Genomic DNA, 24,088 nt, shown 5'->3' on the forward strand with positions numbered 1-24,088 from the left:
TTTCGATGTTGATCCGGCTCACTCTCTTTTCGCAGCAACGTCTGCTGGGCGAAACCTAATCACGCTTTTTTTTACTGTCAACACTTCTGCGCACGATTTTTTTCCAAAGCCGCACGCGCCGACGCCGTTGCCGGTCCGGACAGGCGCGCCGAAACCGCCGCCGCGATGCCCGCAACACGCGCCGACAAACATCGCTTCGAAAAAAAACAGCGGTAATTCCCGTGGTTTTTTGCAATCGCCCGAATACGAGCGCGCCATCGCGACCGGCGCGGACGCATCGCCACGGGCGCGACGAGCGCTTCGCCCAGCCTGTCCGCAAGCTGAAAAAAACTTTGCATGCGTTGCGCGCTTCTGGCGTCGCACAAGAGCAAATGCGCAAAACTGCGCAAACTTTTTCGCCGCTGTCGGCGCCGAACGCCGCGCATGCAAGCGCCGGATCGGCATCGGCGCGGGTGCGATCGCGTCGCCGCGACGCATCGCATGGCGTCCGCTGCACGCTCACGCTGGCGTCATCTCGGCGTTCGTCGTGCGCATGCGCATCGACCGGCGAAGGCGAGATGCGGCGGCTCGGCGGCGGCGCATCGCCCGCCGTCGACGACAGCAACGCAGCAAGCGCGTCGAGCGCGGCCGCGCGGCGGCAGCGCGCGAGCGAGGCGCGGTCGCGGCACCGCCGACGCATCGCCATGGCATCGCGCGGCGCGGCGGTCGGCGCCGCAAAGCCGAGCGAGCGGTGCGTACGCGCGCCTGCCGGACAAAAAACGGCATCCGGTAAGCGGCAAAAAATTGACGGTGCCGCCGGCACGTCCGCTGCCGGCGCTGCGGTCCGCCGCTCGCGTCACCGCCGCAGGCTGCCGCACGCCGCGGTCCGCACACGCCCGCATGCCGCTGGCGCGCTGCCGCGCGCATCGAGACGCGCCGATGGCCATCGTCTCCACACGGCGTTGACGCATCCCGGGCGAGCGGACCGCGAACGCGCCGTCGCAGCGCACCGGCGCGCGCACCGCGGACGCGCCGGCACGCATGCGGGGCCCAAAACGAAAACCGGCCGCATGAGCGGCCGGTCGGGTGATCGATGCGGGAGCGGCGGCTCAGTGGCCGTCTTCCTCGAGCAGCTCGGCGTAGTCGTCCGGCGCCAGCAGTTCGTTCAACTGCTCCGGGTCGTCGACTTCCAGCACGAAGATCCAGCCCTCGCCGTACGCGTCCTCGTTGATCGTTTCCGGCTTGTCGCTCAGCGCGGTGTTGACCTCGACCACCGTGCCGGTGAGCGGGCTGTACACGTCGGACGCGGCCTTGACCGACTCGACCACGGCTGCGCCGTTGCCGGCCTCGACGTGGTCGCCGACGTTGGGCAGCTCGACATAGACCAGGTCGCCGAGCAGGCCCTGGGCATGATCGGAAATGCCGACGGTGACGCGACCGTTGCCTTCGACGCGCGCCCATTCATGGGACTTGAGGAATTTGAGGTCGCCAGGGATCTCGCTCATGGGGCTGCTCCGGGAAAAGACGATGGTCGGGGACGGGTGGCTAGTGTAGCGAACACGATGCGCAAGGAAGAAGCCATGCGTCGCCGCCGGCTCAGCCGGCGACGCCGGGCTGGACCTGGCCTTCGCGCACGAACGGGAACTTCACCACCCGCACCGGCACTTCCTTGCCGCGGATGTCCACCCGCACCTGGCCCGGCTCGCCGGCCGGCACCCGCGCGAACGCGATCGCCTTGCCCAACGTCGGCGAGAACGTGCCGGACAGCACTTCGCCCTCGCCCTGCGCGGTGAGCACCTTCTGTCCGTGGCGCAGCACGCCCTTGTCGTCCATCACCAGGCCGATCATCTGCCGCGGCGCGCCGCCGGCCTTCTGCGCCTCGAGCACCTCGCGGCCGATGAAGGCGCGGTCCTCGTCCAGCGCCACGGTCCAGGCCAGCGCCGCCTCGTAGGGCGACACGCTGTCGTCCATGTCCTGCCCGTACAGGTTCATGCCGGCTTCCAGCCGCAGCGTGTCGCGCGCGCCGAGGCCGGCAGGCTTGACCCCGGCCTCGAGCAGCGCGTTCCAGAACGCCACCGCGTGCTCCTGCGGCAGCACGATCTCGAACCCGTCCTCGCCGGTGTAGCCGGTGCGCGCGACGAACAGCGGCACGCCCGTGGCCGACAGCGCGTCCGCCGCGGCGAAGCGGCCGAGCTTGCGCACCGCGGCGCGGTCGTCCTCGCGCAGCAGGCCGATCACCTTGGCGCGCGCGTTGGGGCCCTGCACCGCGATCATCGCGAAGTCCTCGCGCTCGCGCACCTGCACCGCGAACGCCCGCGCCTGCTCGCCGATCCAGGCCAGGTCCTTGGCGCGGGTGGCGGCATTGACCACCAGCCGGAAGAAGTCCTCGGCCAGGTAGTAGACGATCAGGTCGTCGATCACCCCGCCCTGCGGGTTGAGCATGCAGGTGTACAGCGCCTTGCCCGGCACCTTCAGCTTGTCCACCGAGTTGGCCACCAGGTGGCGCAGCAGCGCGCGCGCCTGCGCCCCATGCAGGTCGACCACGGTCATGTGGCTGACGTCGAACATGCCCGCGTCGCGGCGCACCTGGTGGTGCTCCTCGATCTGCGAGCCGTAGTGGATCGGCATGTCCCAGCCGCCGAAATCGACCATCTTGGCGCCGAGCGCGCGATGGGTATCGTTGAGTAGGGTCTTCTGGGTCATGGCGCAGGTCCGTCGGTAAAGTCCCCCATTATCGCCGCCTGTGCAGGGGGGCGGAATGGGAGGCGGACTCGGGACTCGGGACTCGGGACTCGGGACTCGGGACTCGGGACTCGGGACTCGGGACTCGGGACTCGGGACGGCAGGATGCTGCCCCGGGCTAGATCGCTGTCAAGCGATTTGATGAAAAAAGTGCCGATTTTTTGAAGAAAAAACGGCTCTTCCCGCTTCAGCCCAACCGCTTTTCTGTAGGAGGGGCTTCAGCCCCAACGCTCTACCGGTAAGGCGTCGGGGCTGAAGCCCCTCCTACAAAAAAGCGCGAATGCAGCGAACTCGCGATCATCCCCGAGTCCCCGAGTCCCCGGTCCCGAGTCCCGAGTCCCGGCCTCACTCACGCCCGCTCCACCTGCAAGGTCATGCCGTCGACGCCGACGATGCGCACCGCGGTGCCGGCCGGCAAGTCGTCGCCGCCGACCACCCAGAACGCGTCGTCCACCTTGGCGCGCCCGCGGCCGGACTGGATCGGCTGGTCCAGCAGCACCACCCGGCCGATCAGTTGCTCGGCGCGGCGGTTGAGCAGCGGCCGGTCGCTGACCCGGTCGCGGCCGCGGAACCAGGTGCGGTACACCTGGATCGCGACGAAGCTCAGCACCACGAAGGCGCCGATCTGCCACAGCAGCGGAATGCCCGGCACGGCCAGCACGCCGACGAACACCGCCGCGGCGGCGAAGCCCATCCACAGCATGAATGCGCCCGGCGCCATCGCCTCGGCGGCGAACAGGAGCAGGGTCAGCGCGCCCCAGACCACCACCTCCGTGCGCATGGCTCAGACTCCGTTGCGCGGCGCGCGCGGCACCGGCGGCGGCGCGGACTGCTGCTTGCCCAGGGCCTCGCGCGCCAGCTCGGCGATGCCGGCGATCGACCCGATGATGCCGCTGGACTCCATCGGCATCAGCACGAACTTCTGGTTCGGCGCGGTCGCCAGTTCCTTGAACGCCTCCACGTACTTCTGCGCGATGAAGTAGTTGATCGCCTGCACGTCGCCTTCGGCGATGGCCCTGGACACCATCGCGGTCGCCTTGGCTTCGGCCTCGGCCAGGCGCTCGCGCGCCTCGGCGTCGCGGAACGCGGCCTCCTTGCGGCCCTCGGCCTCGAGCACCGCCGCCTGCTTCTCGCCTTCGGCGCGCAGGATCTCCGACTGCCGCGAGCCCTCCGCCTCGAGGATCTGCGCGCGCTTCTCGCGCTCGGCCTTCATCTGCCGCGCCATCGAATCGATCAGGTCGCGCGGCGGCTGGATGTCGCGGATCTCGATGCGGGTGACCTTGATCCCCCACGGATTGGTCGCATGGTCGACCACGCTGAGCAGCTGCGCGTTGATGGTCTCGCGCTGGCTCAGCGACTCGTCCAGGTCCATCGAGCCGATCACGGTACGGATGTTGGTCTGCACCAGCGCGATCGTGGCGATCTCCAGGTTCGACACCTCGTAGGCGGCCTTGGCCGCGTCCAGCACCTGGAAGAACACCACCCCGTCCACGCGCACCACCGCGTTGTCCTTGGTGATGACGTCCTGGCTGGGCACGTCCAGCACCTGCTCCATCATGTTGACCTTGCGCCCCACCCCGTAGACCACCGGGATCAGGAAATGCAGGCCGGGCGACAGGGTGTGGGTATAGCGGCCGAAGCGCTCCACCGTCCACTGGAACCCCTGCGGCACCATGCGCACGGTCTTGAACAGCACGATCACGCCGAAGATCAGGATCACCACGGCAAGAATGAAGGTGGAAGGCATCAGGCGCTCCGTTACCCAGATAGTCGAGCAAGCAGTATAGCCATGGCCTGCGCGCCAGCGGCCGCGCGCCCGGCGGCGAGCCGGACGGCCGAGCGCCGGCGGCGAAGCGAACGAAAAGCGACCCGGCTGCCGGCCAGCGCTTCTGCCGATCTAAGCCAAGCAGTGCATCGCCACGCATGCGCGGGCACCGCACGTGCCGCCGCGCCCGCCGTCGGGCGCCTTCGCGAGCGGTGCCTGCGGACAGCGGTCGCGGCACGCGCGGCCGGCTGTCGGTGCACGGGTGGCGGTGACCAGGACGTGGTCGAGCACGCTGGCGGCCTCGGCGTATGCGGCGGTCGCGCTCGGCGGACGCGAGCGTGCGGCGGCCAGGGCGCGCCGATACATATATATAGATAGAAGGAAGCGCTCGCCAGACCGCGCGGCATGCGATGGCGTCGCTGGCTGCGCGACGTCCACGCCGCGACCGCAACGCGGCCGGGTCAGCCCTGGCGCGGGGCGAACATGATCACCGCCATGCCCAGCAGGCACAGCGCCGCGCCGAGCAGGTCCCAGCGCGTCGGCCGGATCGACTGCACCGCCCACAGCCATGCCAGCGCGACGGCGACATAGACCCCGCCGTACGCGGCGTAGACGCGGCCGCTGGCGGCCGGATGCAGGGTCAGCAGCCACACGAACAGGGCCAGGCTGGCCGCGGCCGGCAGCAGCAGCCAGGCGCTGCGCTGCTCGCGCAGCCACAGGTACGGCAGATAGCAGCCGGCGATCTCGGCCAGCGCGGTCAACACGAACAGCAGCAGCGTCTTCACTGCGCGCCGCGTTCCTGGCGCTTGACCTGCTGCCAGTAGTCCTCCTGCCGCTCCAGCGACAGGTCCTGCAGCGGCACGCCGTCGCGCTGCGCCAGCTGCTCCATCGCACGGAAGCGGCGCTCGAACTTCAGGTTGGCATGGCGCAGCGCGGCGCCGACGTCGACCTGCGCGTGCCGGGCCAGGTTGGCGCAGACGAACAGCACGTCGCCGATCTCGTCCTGCAGCCGCGCCTGGTTGTCCTGCACCGCACCATGCGCGAACTCCGCGCGCAGTTCCTGCAGTTCTTCCTGCAGCTTGTCCAGCACCGGGCCGGGATGCGGCCAGTCGAATCCCACCCGCGCCGCGCGCGACTGCAGCTTCACCGCGCGCTGCCATTCCGGCAGCCCGCGCGAGATCCCGGCCAGGGCCGACGCGTCGGTGTCGCCGGCGGCCTCGCGCTCGCCGCGCTTGATCTCCTCCCACTTCAGGGTCTGCTGCGCGGCGTCGTCCACCTGGCTGTCGCCGAACACGTGCGGATGCCGGCGCACCATCTTGTCGCAGATCGCCGCGACCACGTCGCCGAAATCGAACGCGCCCTGCTCGCGCGCCATCTGCGCATGGAACACCACCTGCAGCAGCAGGTCGCCCAGTTCGCCCTTCAGGTCGGCCAGGTCGTTGCGGTCGATCGCGTCGGCCACCTCGTAGGCCTCCTCGATCGTATAGGGCGCGATGCTGGCGAAATCCTGTTCGATGTCCCAGGGACAGCCGCGCTCGCGGTCGCGCAGGCGCGCCATGATGTCGAGCAGGGCCGGGAGGTCGTAGCGTGCTGCGGTCACGTGGGGGTTTCCGATGCGACGGCCAAGGTGCCGCCTGACCGTTAGTGTGGCAGAGCCGCCGTGGCGGCGGCGCGCCGCGGCGCGGGCAGCGGGACACGGCGCCGGCGCCGAGCGCTGCCGCGCGGCGGACGGCGCAAACGCAACGTGACGCGGCGCTCGACGCTCACCGGCTGGTTGGAAGACCTGCGCCCAGCCAGGCGGCGTCAGTGCCCCTAACGAACGGACGCGGAACGGCAGCGTCCAGCGCCGGCGCCGCCTGCCGGCTGCGCAGCGGCGTCATTTCCGGCGTCGCGCGGCAGTGCGGCAGGAGGCATCGGCGCGCCCGCATCGACGGCGCGCCGACGCCAGGGCCTGCAAGGCCCTAGTGGTTCAATCCAGCCATTGGCGCCACGGCAGCGCCGGGTCGCCCAGCGCGATGAAGTCGCCGTTGAGCAGCGAGTCGCGGCGGTTGTAGCGGAACGGCTTGCCGGTGCCGGCGGCCAGCAGCGCGCCGCCGGCCGAATGCAGCACGCATTGCCCGGCCGCGGTGTCCCATTCGGAGGTCGGGCCGAAACGCGGATACACGTCCAGCTCGCCCTCGGCGATGCGGCAGAACTTCAGCGACGAGCCCTGCGCGACCACCTCGGTGTCGCCCATCCGCGCAAGCAGCGCGTCGGTGCGCGGATCGCGGTGCGAGCGGCTGGCGGCCACCCGCAACGGCGTGGCGGCGGGCCGCCGCGTGCTCAATGCACTGTCGCGGAACCCATCGCGGCGGTACGCCTGCTCGCCGCGCACCGCATGCCACAGGCGCCCGTCGGCCGGCGCCTGGACCACGCCGAGCACCGGCGCACCCTGGTGGATCAGCGCGATGTTGACGCTGAACTCGCCGTTGCGCTTGACGAACTCGCGGGTGCCGTCGAGCGGGTCCACCAGCCAGTAGCTGGTCCAGTGCTGGCGGGTGTCCCACGCGATCGCCGCCGATTCCTCGGACAGCACCGGCAGGTCGGGGGTCAATCGCTCCAGGCCTTCGACGATGATCCGGTGCGCGGCCAGGTCGGCCTCGGTCAGCGGGCTGGCATCGGCCTTGTGCTCGACGTCGAAGCTGGTGCGGTACACCGCCATGATGGCGGCGGCGGCGTCGATGGCGATGGCGATTACGGTTTCACGCAGGTCTGCGGTGATGCGGATCATCCGGCGCGACCCAACCACTCGCGGGCGATGAACAGCGCCGCCAGCGAACGTCCTTCGGAAAAATCATCGCGCAACATCAATTGATCCAGTTCAGCCAGTTTCCAGGGCACGACTTCAAGTTCCTCCGGCTCGTCGCCGGGCAGTTTTTCGGGATAGAGATCTCGCGCCAGCACCAGCCACGATTGGTGGCTCATGTAGGTGGGCGCCAGGGTCATCGCACGCAGCACGTCCAGCCGCCGCGCGCCATAGCCGGCCTCTTCCTTGAGTTCGCGGTCGGCCGCCTGCTGCGGCGACTCGCCCGCGTCGATGCGGCCCTTGACCAGGCCCAGCTCGTAGCGGTGCACGCCGGCGGCATACTCGCGCACCAGCAGCACGGTCTGCGCGTCCAGCATCGGCACCACCACCACCGCGCCGTGGCCGGGCGCCTTGAGCCGGTGGAACACGCGGCGTTCGCCGTTGCTGAACTCCAGGTCCAGCTCCTCCATGTTGCGGCCGGACGCGCTTTCGCTGCGCTCGCGCCGGGCATGGATGATCGGCAGGCGCCGCGTCACGCGCACACCCCGCCACGCCGCGGAGCGCGGGCCGATAGAATGTGCGGAGCGAGGGACGTGTTCATGAGCGCGAAATGCTAACAGACCTAACCGCATCACAGACGGCCGAGCGATGGCGGCAACGCGACCTGGCGGTGCTGTGGCACCCGTGCACGCAAATGCGCGAGCACCCGGACACCCTGCCGCTGCTGCCGATCGCCCGCGGCGAAGGCGCGTGGCTGATCGACCACGCCGGACGCCGCTACCTGGATGCGGTCAGCAGCTGGTGGACCAATCTGTTCGGCCACAGCGAACCGCGCATCGCCGCCGCCATCGCGGCGCAGGCCACGCAGCTGGAGCAGGTGATGCTGGCCGGCTTCAGCCACGAGCCGGCGGTGACCCTGGCCGAGCAGTTGCTGGCGCTGGCACCGCGCCAGGCCGGGCGCGCGCCGCTGGCCAAGGTGTTCTACGCCGACAACGGCTCGGCCGGGGTCGAGGTGGCGCTGAAGATGGCGTTCCACTATTTCCACAACCGTGGCGAGACACGGCGCACCCGCTTCGTCGCGCTGGAGAACGGCTATCACGGCGAAACCCTCGGCGCGCTGGCGATGGGCGACATCCCGCTGTACCGCCGCGTATACGCGCCGCTGCTCGCCGAGGCGCTGTTCGCGCCGTCGCCCGACGCCTACCTGGCCGAGCCCGGGCAATCGCCGGCCGAACGCGCCGACGTGGCCGCCGACGCGCTAGCCGACCTGTTCGACCGCCACCCGGGCGAGATCTGCGCGCTGATCCTGGAGCCGCGCCTGCAGTGCGCCGGCGGCATGCGCATGCACGACCCGGCCTATCTGCGCCGCGCGCGCGAACTGTGCGACGCCAACGGCGCGTTCCTGATCGCCGACGAGATCGCCACCGGTTTCGGCCGCACCGGCACCCTGTTCGCCTGCGAGCAGTCCGGGGTGATGCCGGACCTGCTGTGCCTGTCCAAGGGCCTGACCGGCGGCTTCCTGCCGCTGTCGGCGGTGCTGGCCACCCAGCACCTGTACGACGCCTTCCTGGACGACAGCCGCGAGCGCGCGTTCCTGCACTCGCACAGCTATACCGGCAATCCGCTGGCCTGCGCCGCGGCGCTGGCGTCGCTGCAGATCTTCCAGCAGGACGACGTGATCGCGCGCAACCGCGGCACCGCCGAGACGCTGCGCGCGCTGGCCGCGCCGTTCCACGACCACGCGCACGTGGCCGACGTGCGCCAGGCCGGCATGGTGGTGGCGTTCGAACTGACCCGCGACGGCGACAAGCGCACCCCGTTCGCGGCCGGCGCGCGCGTGGGCCTGTGCGCGTATCGGGCCGCGTTGCAACGCGGCGTGGTGCTGCGCCCGCTCGGCGACGTGCTGTACTGGATGCCGCCGTACTGCGTGGACGACGCCCAGCTGGCGCTGCTCGCCGAGACCACGCTGGCCGCGATCGACGAGGCCGTCGCATGCGCCTGACCCGCTGCCATGTCGACCTGCCGCTGCACGAAGGCGCGCAGTTGGCGCTGCCCGAGGACGTGGCCGGCCACCTGGTGCGCGTGCTGCGGCTGCGCGAAGGCGAGCGGTGCGTGCTGTTCAACGGCGACGGCTGCGACTACGACGCCGAGCTGGTGCAGGTCGGCAAGCGCGGCGCCAGCGCGCGCCTGGGCGCGGCGCAGCGGCTGCACAACGAATCGCCGCTGGCGATCACCCTGCTGCAGGGCATCGCGCGCGGCGAGAAGATGGACCTGATCCTGCAGAAGGCCACCGAACTGGGCGTGGCGGCGATCGTGCCGGTGCTGGCCGAACGCACCGAGGTCAAGCTCGACGCGGCGCGCACCGACAAGCGCATGGCGCACTGGCGCAGCGTCGTCGTCTCGGCCTGCGAGCAGTCCGGACGCGCGCGGGTGCCGGCGCTGGGCATGCCGCTGGCGCTGGCCGATGCCGCGCGCGCGTTGCCGGCGCCGATGCTCAAGCTCACCCTGGACCCGCAGGGCGAACTGCGCCTGCGCGCGCTGGCGGCGACGGCCGAGGCCACGGTGGCGATCGCGATCGGCCCGGAGGGCGGCTGGTCGCCGCGCGACCGCACCGCGCTGCGCGATGCCGGCTTCAGCGGCCTGCGCCTGGGCCCGCGCATATTGCGCACGGAAACCGCAGGGCTGGCTGCGATCGCCGCGCTGCAGGCGCAGCTGGGCGATCTGTAGCGGCGCCGCGGCGCGCACCGCGCCCGATGGCAACGATGGAATCCAGCGCCTGAACGGCGGCGTCGCGGCGATTGGATTTCTGCATGAAACAACGGGTTTCGTGCAGAAAACGTTACGCCAGCAAGCGTTGACAACGAAGGACAAGCGCGCGACAGTCGGCTCCTCCTGAGCCATCCCACGGGGTGCTTCCGGTTTGTTCCGGCGCTTCGCCCTCCACGGTTCGGCCGCATGCGAACCCTCGTCCGCAGCACCGCGCGACCGGCCGCCGCCGCGCCGCCAGCGGACCGCCCGCCCGCGACATCGCCGATGTCGCGCCGCCGGGCTTCCCGTCCGCAGCTCCCCTCGCGCCTCACCCACCACGGCATCGGCGTTGCCGGCCCGCGGCCGGGCCCGTCCTTTGCCAGCGCACGTGTGTCGTCTTTCATTTGCCTGCCGCGCCCGCTTCCGGGGCCGGCCGGCGTCGCTTCGTCGCCACGATGCCGGCGACGTTCTCGCGTATGTACGCAGCCCCTCGGAGACCGCCCCTTGAATACCATCCGATCCACGCCCCTGGCCTTCGCCATCGCCGCCACGCTGTCGCTGCCCACCGCCGCGTCCGCGCAGCAGGCCGCCACCGCCCAGGACGGCACGCCCGCCACCGAGGCCTCGACGCCCGCTGCCGCGGCCAGCGCCAGTGGCGCGCCCGCGCAGCCGCCGGTCGAGGACCTGGACACGGTCAAGGTCACCGGCTACCGCGCCAGCCTGCAGAAATCGCTCAACATCAAGCGCAATGCCGATGCCATCGTCGATGCGATCTCGGCCGAGGACGTGGGCAAGTTCCCCGCCGCCAACGTCGCCGAGTCGCTGTCGCACCTGCCGGGCGTCAGCGTCGACCGCCAGTTCGGCGAAGGCGAGAAGGTGTCGATCCTGGGCACCGACCCGGCGCTGAACCGGGTGCTGCTCAACGGCCAGAGCATCGCTTCCACCAACTGGGGCGGCGACCCCAATAATCCGGACAGCCGCTCGTTCAACTATTCGCTGCTGGCGCCGGAGGTGATCGGCAGCGCCGAGGTGTACAAGAGCCCGCAGGCCAGCATCGACGAAGGCAGCCTCGGCGGCACCGTGATCCTGCATACGCGCAAGCCGCTGGAACTGGAAAAGAACCTGCTGACCGGCACGGTGAGCTACGGCTACAACGACCGCTCCGAGGACGGCAAGCCGAACGCCTCGCTGCTGTACAACTGGAAGAACGACGCCGGCACGCTCGGCATCCTCGGCTCGGTGATGCATTCGGAGCGCTCGCTGCGCCGCGACGGCGTGGAGATCTTCGGCTACAGCGACATCCAGGGCGCCGGCTTTCCCGACGCGGTGGCCGCAGGCCAGCAGGGCGTGTACCCCACGGCGATCAACAGCGCGCTGTTCACCCAGACCCGCAAGCGCGACGGCGTGACCGGCTCGCTGCAGTGGAAGCCGAACGACGCCTTCGAGCTGACCTACACCGGCCTGTACGTGGAGGAGAAGTTCGACAACGTCAATCAGAGCCGCTACGCCAACTTCGTTCCCGCCAACGCCACCGCGCTGAACGTCAGCGACGGCATCGCCACCTCCGGCGCCTACGGCGACAACGCCGAAACCATCCTCGATTCCTACGTGCGCAACACCACGGTCAAGACCAGCAGCAACACCCTGCGCGGCGACTGGCACGGCGACGGCTGGAACCTGTCCGGGCAGATCGGCGCGACCCGCTCGGCCGGCGGCGCCGACCGCATCTACGGCCTCACCCTGCGCGGCAACGGCGGTTACGACTACGCCATCGACCATCGCAACGTCGGCGTGAACTACGCCGTGCCGCCCGACGCGCTGGAGGCGATGTCGGTCATCGGCGCCACCGTCAACCGCTACCCGAACCTGGACAAGGAACGCTACGCGCAACTGGATTTCGACCACGACGTCGAATGGGGGCCGGTCACCAAGCTGCGCTTCGGGGTCAAGGCCACCCGCCACAGCACCCAGCAGGACATGTACTACGACAGCTACCCGGCCGACCCGGCCACCACGCTGGCCGCGGTCTACGGCGGCACCACGCCCGGCGGCTACCTGGACGGCCTGTCGGTCAGCGACGACATGCGCCATTGGGCGCGGCAGAGCCCGGGCGCGCTGGTCGACTACGTCAACGGGCTGCCCGGCACCGATGCGCTGGAGCCCAGCTACGGCAGCACCTTCGACGTGGTCGAGCGCAACCGCGCGGCCTACGTGCAGGCGGATTTCTCCGGCTACAACTACCGCGGCAACGTCGGCGTGCGCTACGTCAACACCCGCGACGCGATCGGCGGCTACCAGTACCAGGGCGACAGTTACGCGCCGGTGCGCTACAACAAGTCCTACGGCGAATGGCTGCCGTCGCTGAACTTCGCCTACGACCTGTCCGACGACCTGATCCTGCGCGTGGCCGCGGCCAAGGTCATCGCGCGTCCGCGCTACGCCGACATGACCCCGTACGTGAACGCCGACGACAACAAGCTCACCGCCAGCAGCGGCAATCCCGAACTGGACCCGTACCGTTCCAACAACTACGGCGCGTCGCTGGAGTGGTACTTCGCGCCCAACAGCGTGATGGCCGGCGAACTGTTCTACCGCGACATCTCCAACTACATCCTGCAGACCCTGGTGAACCAGCCGCTGCACAACAACACCTACGACCGCGAGGACATCTACGAGGTGACGCTGCCGCAGAACTCCGGCGCGGCCAAGGTCAAGGGCGTGTCGCTGAGCTACCAGCAGGAGCTCGGCGCCGGCTTCGGCGTGGCGGCCAACTACACCTACTCCAAGGCCGACACCCAGGGCGACTACAACCTGCCGTACAACTCCAAGAACAGCTACAACCTCAGCCCCTATTTCGAGCAGGGGCCGTGGGAGGCGCGGCTGACGCTGGGCTGGCGCTCGGCCTACTTCACCCAGATCGGGCGCCTGGGCGCGAACCAGATGACCGACGACTTCACCCAGCTCGACGCATCGGTGTCCTACGCGATCACCGACAAGGTCAAGCTGCAGCTGGAAGGCACCAACCTGCTCGACGAGACCTACTACAGCTACGTCGGCCAGGAGAGCCAGCCCTACTACCTGTACAAGAACGGGCGCGGCTACATGCTCAGCGTGCACTTCACCCTGTAAGGCGTGGCGACGGCGGCGGCCGCACGGGCCGCCGCCGTGTCGCACGCATCGGCGCTCCGCGGGCTCGTCATCGCGGCACCAGCGAGCGTTGCTACGCCGGCACTTGCGGTCGCCACCGACGACTTCAAGAACAGCCTGTCGCGACCGAAAAGCGCCGATCCACCACAACTTTGACAGCCCCCGGCCCGGCCGATGCGGCGGCCCGGAACCGCGCGCCGATGCGCTCGTACTTCGTTGATGCGCTCGGCGTGCAGTTTTCCGGCCTGAGGTCCCACATCGCGGGAAGTCGCAAAGGAGGATCGGGGATGAGGGAGTCGCTGGCGTTGATGCCGCGTTTTTCAGGGGCACCTTGGCATCGCGACCGCTTCATCTTTCTGTCGCGGCTGAAGCCGCTCCTACAGAAGCCGCACCGCTCGCTCTTGTAGGAGCGGCTTCAGCCGCGACAGAAAAAAGGCACACGCCGGTGATGCCCTATCGCACCGATTCCGGATGCGAGGTTTTCTAGGGGTCCTTTCAGCGACGACGACGATCCCGACACGCCACACGCCACGACGTCGCGTTCCGATCTCGCCAACGCGGCCAGCGCGCCGCAAGCGCGCTATTGCTGCTGCAGGAACCAGTTCGCCGCGCCGATCACGCCCAGCTGGCCGTGCTCGACCACCTTCACCGGGATCTGCTCCAGCGCCGGACGCATCACGCCCTTGTTCAAGTAGCGCTCGACGAAGCCGCTGCCGGCCAGGAACTGGCCGATCTGCGGCAGGAAGCCGCCGGCCAGATAGATGCCGCTCTGGATGCCGTACAGCAGCGCCATGTCGCCGACCACGCTGCCGAGCAGGCCGCAGAACGCCGAAAGCGCCTCGTGCGCGAGCGGATCGTCGCCGGCCAGCGCCGCCGCGGTGACCTCGCTGGGCGAGGCATGCAGCGGCGCCGCGGTGCGCAGCACGCACAGCGCCTTGTACAGATTGAGCAGGCCCGGCCCGGACAGCAGGTGCTCCACCGGCACGTAGCTGCGCGTGGCCAGCGCGTGCTGCACCAGCGCCATCTCCAGCGCGTTGCCGGCCGGCAAGGCCGCGTGGCCGGCCTCGGTCGCCAGCACCACCGCGCCGTGGCCGGTCGGAATCCACACCGCCGCGCCCAGCCCGGTACCGGGGCCGATCACCAGCGCCGGCCCGCGCTGCGCCTTGCGCGGGCCGGTCACATGCAGCACTTCGCTGGCGTCCATCGACGAGGCGGCGTAGGCCACCGCCTCGAAGTCGTTGACCAGATGCAACGCCTGCAGGCCGAGGCGTTCGCGGATCTCCGGCGGCGACAGCGTCCACGGCAGGTTGGTGGTGATCACGCTGCCGTCCTCCAGCGCGTAGCCGGCGCTGGCGATCACGCCGCGGGTCGGCGCCGGGCCGGACACGCGCGACAGGAAGTCGCCGATGATCTCGGCCAGCCCCGGATAGTCGGCGCAGCGGTACTTGCGGTAATCCAGCACCTTGACCGGCTGCGCGGCGTCGGTGGCGTCATCGCGCGACACCAGGCCGATACGGACATGCGTGCCGCCGACATCGGCGGCAATGAAGGGCTCGGCGCGCGAACCGGCCGCTGCCACTGGTGAACTGCTTGCGGACACGTACTCTCCCATTTGCGCCGCCACATGGCGCGCGCCGAACCACGATGATCGGCCGAGTGTCGAGCCATCTTGACAACGTTGTCAAGACGAATTCACGCCCTGCCGGCCACGATTATCGCCGACGGTGACGCGGACGGGTGGACATGCGCGAAGACGTCTACATGATCCTCGTCAGGATGCGGGCTGCAGAGCCTCTGCAGCCGAGTATCGACGCAAACGCTTCGCCGCATCGCACAAAATTCCGGGATGCAAGTCCGGTTTTGCCGGTCGATAAAATGAATACGGAGTCGAACGAAACTCCCTGTGCCCAGGCCCGCCCGGCAGAATTACGCTTGCTAAACAAACACATGCACGCATGACAGGGCACCGGCGCCGCTAGCCGCACCCGCGAATCGAGGCGATCCACCGCCGATTTGTCAAAAACCCGTGAAGGAAGTATTGACAACGCTGTCAACGCTATTACAGACTCGAGACACACAACGTTTACATCTTCAAGACACATAACGTTCAGGGGGCGGAGAAACCGCGCTACGCAGGCACGTCGAGCATCCGCAACGAGAGCGACACCGGCGCTCGACGACGCGGACGCGACAGACCACCGGATCCAAGCGCGCCAAAGCGACGCACGGCTCGGCGCAGCGGCCTCGGCACCACCGCGAATGACTTGCTGGATTGTTGGCTCATCTCAACAGGAAACACGGAAGGACCGGCGCCTCGGTGCCGCCGGCCGGCTACTTCCGCGTCAGCGCCCGGACGACGCGCACCGAAACGCGATACGCGCGACCGCCGCAAGGCGCCGTGCGCCATAGGCCGGGCAGCGGCCAGCACGCCGGAACATCGGTTGGCACCTCATGCCCAATGTACTAACCCAGAGGTTTAGCCAATGAATAGCCGCACCACCACGTTAGCCATCAGCATCATGGCCGCGCTGTATCTGTCCGGCAATGCGGCTGCGCAGGAAGCGCCCGCCGCCAGCGCCGAGTCGAAGAACGTCCAGGAACTGGACACCATCACCGTCACCGGCTACCGCGCCTCGCTGGAGAAGAGCCAGACGGTGAAGCGCTCGGCCAACTCGATCGTCGATGCGATCAGCGCCGAGGACATCGGCAAGTTCCCGGACACCAACGCGGCCGAGTCGCTGTCGCACCTGCCCGGCATCAGCGTCGACCGCCAGTTCGGCGAAGGCGAGAAGGTCAGCATCAACGGCACCGATCCGGCGCTGAACCGCGTGCTGCTCAACGGCCAGACCATCGCTTCGGGCGACTGGGGCGGCAACCCGACCGACACCAGCGGGCGCACCTTCAACTACACCCTGCTGTCGCCGGAAATCATCGGCCTGATGGAGGTCTACAAGACCCCGGAAGCGCGCATCGACGAAGGCTCGATCGGCGGCACCGTGATCGTGCACACCCGCAAGCCGCTGGACCTGCCCAAGAACACCATCCGCGGCTCGGTCGGCTACAACTACAACGACCGCTCCGAAGAAGGCAACCCGCGCGGCTCGGCGCTGTGGAGCTGGAAGAACGACGAGGAGACCTTCGGCGCGCTGATCTCGGCCACGCACGACAAGCAGGACCTCGCGCGCGCCGGCATCGAGTTCTTCGGCTACACCACCGGCGCCAATATCCCGGGCAGTGCCACTATCACGGGCGACGGAGGTAACGTTACAACCGCCAAGGTGCCGGCCGGCATCAACAGCGCCTTCTTCCAGCAGACCCGCGAACGCAGCGGCCTGCAGGGCGCGCTGCAGTGGAAGCCGAACGAGCAGAACGAGTTCAACCTGACCGGCCTGTACATCAAGGGCAAGTACAACAACTTCAGCGAGTCGCGCTACGTCTGTCCGGCGTGCAACAACGACCTGCAGAAGGTCACCAGCGCCAATGTCGAGAACGGCTATGTCACCTCGGGCACCGTCAGCGATGGCGCCGCCGGCCAGCCGTACGCCCAGCTCGACACCAACTACCGCCAGAGTGAAGTCACCACCAAGAGCCTGAACCTGCGCCACGACTGGTATGGCGACAAGTGGGTGTTCACCTCGCAGGCTGGTACCACCAAGGCAACCGGCGGCAAAAGCCCCGAGTACCTGATGAAGTTCCTGCTGCAGGACGGTGGCTACGACTTCGCATACGACGGCAGCCATACCACGGTCAACTATGCCGATGGCAGCGCGGCGAACTGGGGCCTGCCTTCCACGCCGGCCGGGCTGGCTGCTGGCTCCACCGATGCCTCGGCCATGCAAGCAGGCGGCATCTACTACGCCAAGAGCACGGACGAGGAGCAGTACTTCCAGTTCGACGCCTCGCGCGATCTGGACTGGGGCATGCTGAACAAGCTCCAGGTCGGCTACAAGTACATCAACCATGAAAATGGCGTGGACGCACGTGGCAACCGCATCAACACCACCGGTGCCGTCTCGCTGACCGACTTCAGCCCCGGCACCACGCCGAGCGGCTTGTACGACGGCCTGGGCGCCAGTGGCGACCTGACCAACTGGTCCACCGCCAACCTGAACTCGGTAATCGCCTACCTGCGCTCGCAGCCGCAGGGCCCCTACCGGATCGACTACGGCTCCTCGTTCAACGTCAAGGAGATCACCAGCAACCTCTATGCGCAGCTGAACTTCGAGTCGGGCAAGTGGCGTGGCAACCTGGGTCTGCGCTATGTCGACACCAAGGACAAGTCGCTGTATTGGCAGAGCAACGACGGTGGCAGCACCTATAACCAGGTGCAGCAGACCAAGCAATACTACAAGCCGCTGCCGAGCTTCAACGTCGCCTACGATCTGGACGACAACAAGGTGCTGCGCTTCTCCGCTGCCAAGGTGATGGCCCGTCCCCGCTACGGCGATCTGGCCGGCTCCTTCACCATCAACAGTACGAACGGCAACCTGACCGCCAGCGGCGGCAACCCGGACCTGGAACCGTACGAGTCGACCAACTACGACCTGGCCGCGGAGTGGTATTTCGCCCCGTCCAGCATGCTGGCGGCCGAGGTGTTCTACCGCGACATCAGCTCGTACATCGTCACCACCACCACCCAGCAGCAGTTGACCGATGCGGTAACCGGCGTAAGCGGCCTCTATACGGTGAGCTCGCCGATCAACGCCTCCGATGCCAAGGTCAAGGGCGCGTCGCTGAACTACCAGCAGGCATTCGGCTACGGCTTCGGCCTGCAGGCGAACTACACCTACGCCGAATCCAGCGGCAGCGACGGCCTGAACCTGCCGTACCTGTCGCGCAACACCTACAACGTGATCCCGTACTGGGAAAACGGTCCGTGGATGGTGCGGGTGAACTACAGCTACCGCTCCAAGTACTTCACCCAGATCGGCCGCCTGAACTCGAACATCTTTACCGACGAGTACAAGCAGCTGGACCTGACCGCTTCGTACGAGATCAACGATTGGATGAGCGTGAGCCTGAGTGCCACCAACCTGCTCGACTCCACGTACTACTGGTACAACGAGGTCAAGTACGCACCGATCGGCATGTACAAGAACGGCCGCGGCTACCAGGCGCAGCTGAACTTCAAGTTCTGACGTAGGGCTGGCGCGTCACCGACCCTCCACGGTGGCGCGCCTTTTTTTACCGGGCCGATCCACGATCCACGCAACGAAGCTACATGCAGGAGCGCCTCCGCGCGCGGCTCGTCCACGGACGCAGTGGCGGCCAGGTCCGCTCCTACAATCCGCGGTTCCGGGCGCTATCGCCGGCACCGTCTTCGCCACAGGAGTGCAGTTCCATGACGTCCGAGACCCGCCCCCGCGCGGACCGATCCCGCCACGCCGGAGCTGCACGCAGGACTCTGGCCAATGCGCTTTCCCTGATTCTGGCGCTGGCGGCATTGCCCGCCTGCGCCGCGGATGCGCCGTCGCCGACCGCGCCCACCGCCACCACGCTCAGTCCCGAACAGCTCGACCAGCAGTGGCTCCAGGCCACCGCCCAGTACGCGCCCGAACGCGCGCGGCTGGTGCGCCAGGCCGACGCCGGCGCCCGCAACGGCCCGTTCCGCCCGCACTGGGCATCGCTGAAGCACTACCGCTCGCCCGGCTGGTACGACAACGCCAAGTTCGGCATTTTCATCCATTGGGGCGTGTTCTCGGTGCCGGCGTTCGGCAACGAGTGGTATTCGCGCAACATGTACCAGCAAGGCAGCAAGGACTACGCGCACCACATCGAGAAGTACGGCGCGCAGGCCACGTTCGGCTACAAGGACCTGATCCCGCTGTTCACCGCGCCGAAGTTCGACCCGCAGGGCTGGGCCAAGCTGTTCCGCGCCTCCGGCGCGCGCTACGTGGTGCCGGTGGCCGAGCACCACGACGGCTTCGCGATGTACGACTCGCAATTGTCCGACTGGACCGCGACCAAGATGGGCCCCAAGCGCGACGTGATCGGCGAGCTGTCCAAGGCGATCCGCGCGCAAGGCCTGCATTTCGGCCTGTCCTCGCACCGCGCCGAGCACGACTGGTTCTTCGACGGCGGCCGCCACTTCGACTCGGACGTCAACGACCCGCGCTACGCCGGCCTGTACGGCCCGGCGCAGGTGCGCCTGCCGGGCAAGGACGACGCCGACGTGCACAACGACTGGACGCCGGTGTCGCAGGCCTGGCTGGACGACTGGCTGGCGCGCACCACCGAGCTGATCGACCGCTACGAGCCGGAGCTGATCTACTTCGACTGGTGGATCGCGCACCCGACCTTCCGCAGCACCCTGCCGACCCTGCTCTCGTACTACTACAACCAGGGCGCCGCGCGCGGCGACGGGGTGGTGGTGAACTACAAGCTCGGCGCGCTGCCCGAAGGCGCCGGCACGCTGGACATCGAGCGCGGCCAGCTCACCGGCATCCACCCCACCCACTGGCAGACCGACACCTCGGTCAGCAACGCCTCGTGGGGCTACATCGAGAACGACACCTACAAGACCCCGACCTTCATCGTGCACATGCTGGTGGACGTGGTCAGCAAGAACGGCAACCTGATGCTCAACATCGGCCCGCGCGCCGACGGCTCGATCCCCGACACCGAGCGCGACATCCTGCTGGCGATCGGCAAGTGGCTCAAGACCAACGGCGAAGCGATCTACGACAGCCAGCCGTGGCGGACCTATGGCGAAGGCCCGACCGAAGTGGTCGGCGGCACCTTCCAGGACACCAAGACCAAGCCCTACACCGCCGAGGACTTCCGCTTCACCACCCGCGACGGCGCGCTGTACGCGATCGAGATGGGCTGGCCGGCCGACGGCAAGGCGGTGATCCGCTCGCTCAAGCCCGAAGACCGCGTGCGCGGCGTCACCCTGCTCGGCAACGGCAGGAAGATACCGTTCGAACAGCGCGCCGACGGCCTGCACCTGAGCCTGCCGGCCAAGCCCGCCGGCGAACACGCCTACGTGTTCCGCATCGACCTGCCCTCCCCCACCCGCTAACGGACGCCCTTCCCGATGATGAAGCGATTGACCTGGCTGTTGCTCGCGCTGGCCTTCGCCTGCGCCCCGGCGCTGGCCAAGAACCCGACCGCGCTGTTCTATCTGATGAACACGCAGAAATCGACCAACTCGTTCCTGGCCAACGTCGACAAGATCGACGTGGTGGTGCCCACCTGGTACGGCGTGGACCAGAACGGCCTGGTCAACGGCACCCCCAACCCGTACCTGTACGGCATCGCCAAGCAGAAGAAGCTGCGGGTGATGCCGATCCTGTCGATGACCACCGGCCGCGACGGCTTCCACAAGCTGATGCACGACGAGGAGGCGAAGAAGCGCATGATCGCCTCGCTGCTGATCCACGGCAAAAGGCACGGCTACTACGGCTTCCAGTTCGATTTCGAGAACATCGCCTGGACCGACCGCGACGCCTACACGCTGATGGTCAAGCAGACCGCCGACGCGCTGCACAAGGCCGGCTTCAAGATGTCGGTGGCGGTGGTGCCGAACGCGCCGGGCTACGGCGAGGGCGGGCAGTTCTCCAAGTGGATGTGGGAATACTGGCGCGGCGCCTACGACCTGAAGGCGCTCGGCCAGGCCGTGGACCTGGTCAGCATCATGACCTACGACCAGCACACCCGCTGGACCACGCCCGGCCCGGTGGACGGCATGGTGTGGATGAAGAAGCACCTGGACTACGCGCTGACCCAGGTGCCGAAGGAGAAGCTGTCGCTGGGCATCGCCACCTACGGCTACCGCTGGTACACCGGCAACCCGGTGAAGGAAGACGGCACCGAAGCGTCGAACATCTCGGCGACCTACATCGACGCCGACGAATCCTTCCCGCTGGCGATCGAGCAGAACGCCACCGTGCAATGGGACCCGGTCGAGCAGGAATCGTGGTTCTATTTCTACCGCGACGACATGCGCGAATGGGTGTTCCGCCCGGATGCGCGCAGCTTCCGCGCGCGTTACGACCTGGTGAAGGAATACGGCCTGGAAGGCTTCAGTTGCTGGGTGCTCGGCGCCGAGGACCCGAAGGTGTGGGACGAATTGCCGGCCGCGTCGCGCTGATCTACTAGGGCCTGCTAACGCTATTGGGATAGGCCACGCCGTGCTTGGGCGCGTGCGGGGCAAGGAAGAGGGAGGGAGCTTATGCCGATAAGCGACCGAGCGATGACGCCGCACCGTGCGCGCCCAAGCGCGGCCCTGCGGGTTGCCGTGTCCGGCGCCCAGGCGGCCGCGCGTGGCTTGGACAGGCGGCCAGCCTGCCACGGCGCCACGCACGGCCACCTGGACGCCGGACACGACAACGTGGCCTGTCCCAATAGCGTTAGCAGGCCCTACGATATGTATCTGGACAGCACGAGGTAGACCGAATGACCGAAGTGGGTGCACGCCCCCGTATGCCGCACTGCCCGACGACCGCCCCGGCGGGCGTCGCGGCGGTTTCCCGCACCCACTGGCTGGGGCTTGCGCTGCTCGCACTCAGCGCATTGCTCGGCGGTTGCGGGCGCGACGACGTCGCGCCTGCCGACGCCACCAAGCCCGCCGCGGCACCTGCCGCCGCGGCGCCGAAGCCGCCGGCGAGCAATGCACCATTGCCGCTGATTCCGGCGCCGGCGCGCGCCGAGCGCGGCGACGACACGCTGACCATCGGCGCCGGCAGCACGCTGTCGGTGCCGGTCGACGACCCGGCCGCGATGCGCGTGGCGCAGCAACTGGCCACGCTGCTGCAGCGCACCCGCGGCCTGTCGCTGGAAATCCGCAGCGAGCAGATCCCGGCCGGCAACAGCATCCGCCTGCAGGTCGACCCGAGCACGCCGGTGGAGGCCGCCGAAGGCTACGCGCTGGACGTGGACTCGAGCACCATGCTGATCCACGCGCGCGACGAGCGCGGCCTGTTCTACGGCGCGATGAGCGCCTGGCAGCTGCTCACGCCCGATGCCGGCAAGGGCGAGGTGCGCGTGCCCGAGGTGCGGATCCGCGACTGGCCGCGCTTCGGCTGGCGCGGACTGCTGCTGGACGTGGCGCGCCACTTCCACGACCCGGAGACGGTCAAGCGCGTCATCGACGCGATGGCCGAGCACAAGCTCAACGTGCTGCACCTGCACCTGACCGACGACCAGGGCTGGCGCATCGAGATCAAGCGCTATCCCAAGCTCACCGAGATCGGCGCCTGGCGCACCCCGCCCGGCGCGGGCACCCAGGGCGTGCCGGAACGCTACGGCGGCTTCTACACCCAGGAGCAGATCCGCGACCTGGTCGCCTATGCCGCCGCGCGCCACATCACCGTGCTGCCGGAGCTGGACATGCCCGGGCACGCGCAGGCGGCGGTGGCGGCGTATCCGGAACTGGTCGGCGTGACCGGGCAGCGGCCGAAGGTGTCGGTGGACTGGGGCGTCAATCCCTACCTGTTCGACACCGACGAGAAGAGCCTGACCTTCATCCAGGGCGTGCTGGACGAAGTGCTGGCGCTGTTCCCCTCGCAGTACATCCACATCGGCGGCGACGAGGCGGTCAAGGACCAGTGGGAGCGCTCGCCGGCGGTGCGCGCGCAGATGCGCAAGCTCGGGGTCAAGGACGCGCACGCGATGCAGGGCTGGTTCAACCAGCAGCTGTCCGACTACCTGGCCAAGAACGGCCGGCGCCTGATCGGCTGGGACGAGATCCTCGAAGGCGGCCTGCCGGCGAGCGCGTCGGTGATGTCCTGGCGCGGCGTCGACGGCGCGGTGACCGCGGCCAAGCAGGGCCACGACGTGGTGCTGGTGCCGGCCGGCTGGCTGTACCTGGACAACCTGCAGAGCGCGCGCAGCGACGAGCCCAACGGGCGCCTGTCGGTGCTGCCGCTGGCCAAGGTCTACGAGTTCGACCCGGTGCCGGCCGCGCTGAGCGCCGAGGAGGCCAAGCACGTGCTCGGCACCCAGGCCGCGCTGTGGTCCGAATACATCCCCTCGGCCTGGCACATCGACCACGCGCTGTACCCGCGCCTGGACGCGCTGGCCGAGGCGGCGTGGTCGCCGATGGCCGCGCGCAGCTGGGACGGCTTCCTGCAGCGCCTGCCGGCGCAGCTCAACCGCTACCGCGCGCGGGGCATCGACTACGGCGATGGCGCGTTCGCGCCCGACTTCCAGATCCAGGGCGGCGACAACGCCGCGCTGGACAGCGGCAAGGCCACCGTCGAAATCGGCAACCAGGCCAAATTCGGCAGCTTCCGCTACACCACCGACGGCAGCGAACCCACGCTCAAATCGCCGCGCTATGCCGCGCCGTTCGAGGTGACCCTGCCGGCCACGGTGCGCGCGGCCACCTTCGCCGACGACGGCAGCCTGCTGGCCGCCGCGCGCGGCCGCGTGCTCGACCGCCCCAGCCTGCTCAGCCGCGACACCCAGGGCCTGAGCGCCTGCGCCGACGGCGGCCTGGGCCTGCGCGTGCCGCTGCTGCCGGACCTGCCCGGCAAGGACGCGCCGGTGTTCAACATCGACCTGTTCACCAGTTGCTGGCGCTATCCGGCCGCGCGGCTGGACGGCATCGCCCGCCTGCGCGTGGACGCGGCGCGGCTGGCGCGCAATTACGGTTTGGCCCACGACCAGGCCAAGGTCAAGAAGTACCCGTCCCGGACCGCGCGCGGCGAACTGGAAGTGCGCCTGGACGACTGCAAGGGCAAGCTGCTGGCGCGGATCCCGCTGCCGCGCGGCGACGCCCTGGGCGAGCAGTTCCCGCTGGAAGCCGCGCTGCCCCCGCACAAGGGCGTCCACGACCTGTGCCTGCGCTACACCTCCCCCATCCGCGGCCCGTACTACGCCATCGGCGCCGTCCACCTGATCGAAACCACCGCGCAGGCGCCCCCCGCCGCCAAGCGTTGACCGAACCGGAGAGCCATCGCATGACCCTGTCCCACCGC

At 68.7% G+C, this 24,088-nt stretch carries 17 protein-coding genes; 7 read left to right on the forward strand and 10 right to left on the reverse strand.

Annotation, left to right across the window (positions count from 1 at the left end; genetic code table 11):
* Positions 1 to 55 precede the first annotated feature (55 nt).
* The 9 genes from JR065_RS04540 to nudE form a co-directional block, all read right to left on the reverse strand.
* The gene (locus tag JR065_RS04540) at positions 56 to 802 is read right to left on the reverse strand and encodes a hypothetical protein (protein ID WP_206232493.1); all 747 of its coding nucleotides are present in this window, start codon (positions 800 to 802) and stop codon (positions 56 to 58) included.
* Positions 803 to 1,088: 286 nt separating this feature from the next.
* Positions 1,089 to 1,484 (reverse strand): glycine cleavage system protein GcvH, encoded by a 396-nt coding sequence (gene gcvH, locus JR065_RS04545; protein WP_206232494.1) that lies wholly within the window; start codon positions 1,482 to 1,484, stop codon positions 1,089 to 1,091.
* Positions 1,485 to 1,575: 91 nt separating this feature from the next.
* On the reverse strand, positions 1,576 to 2,682 hold the full coding sequence (gene gcvT / locus JR065_RS04550; RefSeq protein WP_206232496.1) for a glycine cleavage system aminomethyltransferase GcvT: 1,107 nt from the start codon (positions 2,680 to 2,682) through the stop codon (positions 1,576 to 1,578).
* Positions 2,683 to 3,070: 388 nt separating this feature from the next.
* Positions 3,071 to 3,502: an NfeD family protein gene (locus JR065_RS04555; RefSeq protein ID WP_206232498.1), complete on the reverse strand. Its 432-nt coding sequence runs from the start codon at positions 3,500 to 3,502 to the stop codon at positions 3,071 to 3,073.
* A gap of 3 nt (positions 3,503 to 3,505) precedes the next feature.
* Positions 3,506 to 4,471, reverse strand: coding sequence for an SPFH domain-containing protein (locus JR065_RS04560; RefSeq protein WP_206232548.1), 966 nt, complete (start codon positions 4,469 to 4,471; stop codon positions 3,506 to 3,508).
* 476 nt (positions 4,472 to 4,947) lie between these two features.
* Positions 4,948 to 5,271, reverse strand: a complete 324-nt coding sequence (locus JR065_RS04565; RefSeq protein ID WP_206232499.1) for a YnfA family protein — start codon at positions 5,269 to 5,271, stop codon at positions 4,948 to 4,950.
* Entirely contained in the window at positions 5,268 to 6,044 is a 777-nt protein-coding gene (gene mazG, locus JR065_RS04570; RefSeq protein WP_206232549.1) for a nucleoside triphosphate pyrophosphohydrolase, read from the reverse strand. Before mazG ends, JR065_RS04565 begins: the two co-directional genes overlap by 4 nt.
* Positions 6,045 to 6,455: 411 nt before the next feature.
* The gene (gene cysQ, locus JR065_RS04575; RefSeq protein WP_206232501.1) at positions 6,456 to 7,256 is read right to left on the reverse strand and encodes a 3'(2'),5'-bisphosphate nucleotidase CysQ; all 801 of its coding nucleotides are present in this window, start codon (positions 7,254 to 7,256) and stop codon (positions 6,456 to 6,458) included.
* On the reverse strand, positions 7,253 to 7,807 hold the full coding sequence (nudE, locus tag JR065_RS04580) for an ADP compounds hydrolase NudE (RefSeq protein ID WP_206232503.1): 555 nt from the start codon (positions 7,805 to 7,807) through the stop codon (positions 7,253 to 7,255). The genes cysQ and nudE overlap by 4 nt, the downstream gene beginning before the upstream one ends.
* A 74-nt stretch (positions 7,808 to 7,881) precedes the next feature.
* Here nudE and bioA point away from each other — a divergent pair, with 74 nt between their 5' ends.
* The 3 genes from bioA to JR065_RS04595 all read left to right on the forward strand — a co-directional run bounded on the left by bioA (position 7,882) and on the right by JR065_RS04595 (position 13,148).
* The gene (gene bioA, locus JR065_RS04585; RefSeq protein WP_206232505.1) at positions 7,882 to 9,273 is read left to right on the forward strand and encodes an adenosylmethionine--8-amino-7-oxononanoate transaminase; all 1,392 of its coding nucleotides are present in this window, start codon (positions 7,882 to 7,884) and stop codon (positions 9,271 to 9,273) included.
* Positions 9,264 to 9,998 carry a 16S rRNA (uracil(1498)-N(3))-methyltransferase gene (locus JR065_RS04590; protein ID WP_206232507.1) on the forward strand — a complete coding sequence of 245 codons (735 nt, stop codon included), beginning with the start codon at positions 9,264 to 9,266 and terminating at the stop codon, positions 9,996 to 9,998. The genes bioA and JR065_RS04590 overlap by 10 nt, the downstream gene beginning before the upstream one ends.
* A gap of 525 nt (positions 9,999 to 10,523) precedes the next feature.
* Positions 10,524 to 13,148: a TonB-dependent receptor gene (locus JR065_RS04595; protein WP_206232509.1), complete on the forward strand. Its 2,625-nt coding sequence runs from the start codon at positions 10,524 to 10,526 to the stop codon at positions 13,146 to 13,148.
* A gap of 598 nt (positions 13,149 to 13,746) precedes the next feature.
* Here JR065_RS04595 and JR065_RS04600 read toward each other — a convergent pair.
* Positions 13,747 to 14,766, reverse strand: a complete 1,020-nt coding sequence (locus tag JR065_RS04600) for a glucokinase (RefSeq protein WP_206232511.1) — start codon at positions 14,764 to 14,766, stop codon at positions 13,747 to 13,749.
* 883 nt (positions 14,767 to 15,649) lie between these two features.
* Here JR065_RS04600 and JR065_RS04605 point away from each other — a divergent pair.
* The 4 genes from JR065_RS04605 (at position 15,650) to JR065_RS04620 (ending at position 24,050) form a co-directional block, all read left to right on the forward strand.
* Complete coding sequence (locus JR065_RS04605) at positions 15,650 to 18,304, forward strand: TonB-dependent receptor (protein ID WP_206232513.1); 2,655 nt, start codon at positions 15,650 to 15,652, stop codon at positions 18,302 to 18,304.
* A 203-nt stretch (positions 18,305 to 18,507) separates the two neighbouring features.
* Complete coding sequence (locus JR065_RS04610) at positions 18,508 to 20,187, forward strand: alpha-L-fucosidase (protein ID WP_206232514.1); 1,680 nt, start codon at positions 18,508 to 18,510, stop codon at positions 20,185 to 20,187.
* 15 nt (positions 20,188 to 20,202) lie between these two features.
* The gene (locus tag JR065_RS04615) at positions 20,203 to 21,258 is read left to right on the forward strand and encodes a glycosyl hydrolase family 18 protein (protein ID WP_206232516.1); all 1,056 of its coding nucleotides are present in this window, start codon (positions 20,203 to 20,205) and stop codon (positions 21,256 to 21,258) included.
* A gap of 305 nt (positions 21,259 to 21,563) precedes the next feature.
* Positions 21,564 to 24,050, forward strand: coding sequence for a family 20 glycosylhydrolase (locus tag JR065_RS04620; RefSeq protein ID WP_206232518.1), 2,487 nt, complete (start codon positions 21,564 to 21,566; stop codon positions 24,048 to 24,050).
* Positions 24,051 to 24,088: the final 38 nt, after the last annotated feature.

It is taken from the genome of Xanthomonas sp., from assembly GCF_017163755.1.
Classification (GTDB): Bacteria; Pseudomonadota; Gammaproteobacteria; order Xanthomonadales; family Xanthomonadaceae; genus Xanthomonas_A.